Origin of the sequence: uncultured Cyclobacterium sp. (assembly GCF_963976465.1) — a bacterium.
Taxonomy (GTDB): domain Bacteria; phylum Bacteroidota; class Bacteroidia; order Cytophagales; family Cyclobacteriaceae; genus Cyclobacterium.
In genome coordinates this window covers 1-3,055 of sequence record NZ_CAXBOC010000596.1, presented here as the reverse complement: position 1 = coordinate 3,055, position 3,055 = coordinate 1, and the positions used below count along the sequence as shown (strand labels likewise).

2 protein-coding genes are annotated in these 3,055 nt (G+C 36.2%); both read left to right on the top strand.

Annotated elements, in window-relative coordinates; translation table 11 throughout:
• Positions 1-805: DUF1501 domain-containing protein (locus tag AAC037_RS22690; protein ID WP_339905836.1), on the top strand; the 805-nt coding region annotated here is incomplete at its 5' end.
• Positions 806-896: 91 nt separating this feature from the next.
• Entirely contained in the window at positions 897-2,174 is a 1,278-nt protein-coding gene (locus AAC037_RS22685) for a M14 family zinc carboxypeptidase (protein ID WP_339905834.1), read from the top strand.
• Positions 2,175-3,055 lie beyond the last annotated feature (881 nt).

Here is a 3,055-nt window from a genome sequence, read left to right as displayed (position 1 = left end):
TTTTCTACCTGCAGACTATCAGGCCTCCATTATGAAAACAGGTAATACGCCAGTGGCGAATATCAAGCCCGACAGTGTCTCAGCAAAATACCAAAAACAAAAGTTGGACTTTATCCATGAAATGGATGCCCGGGAGGAGGGGAGCTCAAGTGAAATTGAGGCGGCAATAAAAAATTATGAATTGGCCTACCATATGCAGTCTTCTGTACCGGAATTGACAGAGTTTTCTGCAGAAAGTAAAGCCACACAAAAGCTATATGGGCTATTCGATGAAGATTTGAATACCAGGAATTACGGCGCTCAATGTTTGATGGCCAGAAGGCTGGTAGAAAGAGGGGTTCGTTTTGTGGAGCTTACCTGTCCATATATGAGTGGTATTGATCGGTGGGATCAGCACCATAGCCTAAAAGACGGGCACGAACGAAATGCTCATGCTGTAGATCAACCCATTGCAGGCTTATTGAAAGATTTAAAATCCAGAGGACTATTGGAAGAAACCTTGGTGGTTTGGACAGGAGAGTTTGGCAGGACTCCCTTTGCCCAAGGTGCTGATGGAAGGGATCATAACCCCTCTGCTTTTAGCATGTGGATGGCTGGCGCCGGAATAAAGAAAGGTACAATTTATGGCCAAACAGATGAATATGGATATCGAGTGGTAGAAAACCCTGTTACCATTCACGATCTTCATGCCACTATACTATCCTTATTGGGAGTAGATCATAAACAATTGACCTATCATTTTGGAGGAAGAGATTTTAGATTAACCGATGTACATGGAAATGTGGTAAAAGATATTCTGGCCTAAGTAGAGCAATATCTCATGGGTTTCAATATCCATGCATCTCAAAATACAATGAAAATCTAATTTCATAATAATCGCCTTAGCCTTTCCTTTTATGTTATTGAAGAAATTGATTCCTTTTATTTTTTTTGCCATCATCCTGTTTGTCACCCACGAGCTTCGTAGCCAAGAAGTGTTAATGAATCCTTTAAGGATAGGGACCGCAAACAAGCTGAATTTTGCCAATAGAACGGCTCATACCCCAACAATAGAAAGTGATTTCCCGGGAGGGAATGTGATAATTGAAAAGATTTTAGGCGATACTATTTTTTTTAGGCCTGATCTCAGAGATACCCCAAGAGAATGGTTTTACTGGTGTTTTACCGTAAAAAACACCTCCAATAAAAAATGGTTTTTTAAAGCCACCAAACCCAATGTCTTGACCAATATGGGGGCGGCTTACAGTACTGATGGTGGATATAAATGGCATTGGATTGATCAGGAGAACCAACTTGGTCCCAATCTTTTTAGTTTTAATTTTTCGGGTGATGGAAAGCCTGTTAGGTTAAGTATGGGAATGGCCTATACACAGAAAAATTTCGACAAGTTTATGTTGAAATACCATTCTTCTCCTTATATAAAAAAGTCCGTGCTAAGCATCACTCGAGCAGGACGAGAAGTTGAGCAGTTACTGATAAGTGATTTTAAGACCAAACCCAATTTCAAGGTATTGTTTACAGCCAGAGCACATGCCGGAGAAATGATGAGTAATTATATTATTGAGGGGATGATTGATGCCTTATTGTCGACAGATGCGTCCATGAGGCAGTTGCTAGAAAATGCAGAGATTATGATCGTTCCATTTTTGGATAAGGATGGGGTTGAGCAGGGAGATCAGGGCAAGTACCGTAGTCCCAGGGATCATAATCGGGACTATTCCGGAGAGAGTATATATACGAGTACAAGGGCTATTAGAGAGGATATTCCAAAATGGTTAGAGGGTTTGCCTTGGATAGGGATCGATCTTCACAATCCTTGGATCAAAGGAGAAAACAATGAATGGGTTTATTTTGTAGGAAATGAAAACGGGCGGATTTCGGAGGCCCAAGAGAAGTTTGTCAATACCTTGATCAAAAGCCAAAAAGGCCCTTTAAAGATGGATAGCAAAACAGGTTTTCTTGCATTTGGGACTGCTTGGAATAAAGGTAGCAATTATGAACAAGGTTATTCTTTTAGTAAGTGGGCCTCCGCATTTTTAGATGAGGGCCTGATAATGACCGGCACTTTAGAGTTTCCTTTTGGAATCAATAATGGTCAGGTGGTGACCCAAGAAAAAGCCCGTCTATTTGGGAAAGATTTGATATTTGCTCTTTCGGAGTATGTGGATTTTTAACATTTCTAATAGCTACACTGCTTGGAGTGTTTAAGGAAATTTAAGGCCCTTTTATTCCGTTTTGTAGTAATATTTATTCATCGATTTTTGAGAATGCTTTATTGATAGGTATTTGATCTGCTTTTCTACCAAGATTAATTAACGATAATAATAGGATTCAGCCTATTATTATTGAAGCAAATTAGCCTTCAAGTATGTTTAATCACCTAAAAGACTGTGATAAATGTTGAGCAATTGTTTAATATTTTATTTTTACCTACTACTCAATAACCTCATTAGGGGGTTGATTTTTTGATTTACTTGTGCTTAAGGGGATCCTTATTTTTTTAAACTCCAAAATTTTCATGCCTGAGATAATTAAAGCTTTAAGTTGTTTCTTGTTTATAGGCTACTGAGTACCAGTTTGATTCAATTTTTTGAGACAATTCTATTTGTATTAGCTGATCTAACAATTTTAGTTATATGCCATTAAATGGCAAAACCAGTTAAAAATTATATTTATGAATAGCAAATATTTAGCGAGTATTATTTTATTAATAAAAATTATAACTAGATTTTGTAGAGAATAAATTATAACTATATTTAACTTTCTTTTTTAAAATAATGAAATAAATATGGCGAGTTTAAGTAAAAAATTGAAATTAAATCAAGAAAGGAGGTAAAATATGAGGTGATTTATTCTGTAATGATATAAATAATTTTTGGATTCAGCCCAGAATTATTTAGCTAAAGAATATTTTAAAAGTTTTTTTTAATAAAAATTCAATTATTTGTTAAATATTTTACAATTATTAAAATTTTAAATATGTTTAAAAGTAGAATTATCCTACTGATATTATTTATGTTGCCAGTCTTTACGATTTTGGCTCAGCAGCGTAGTG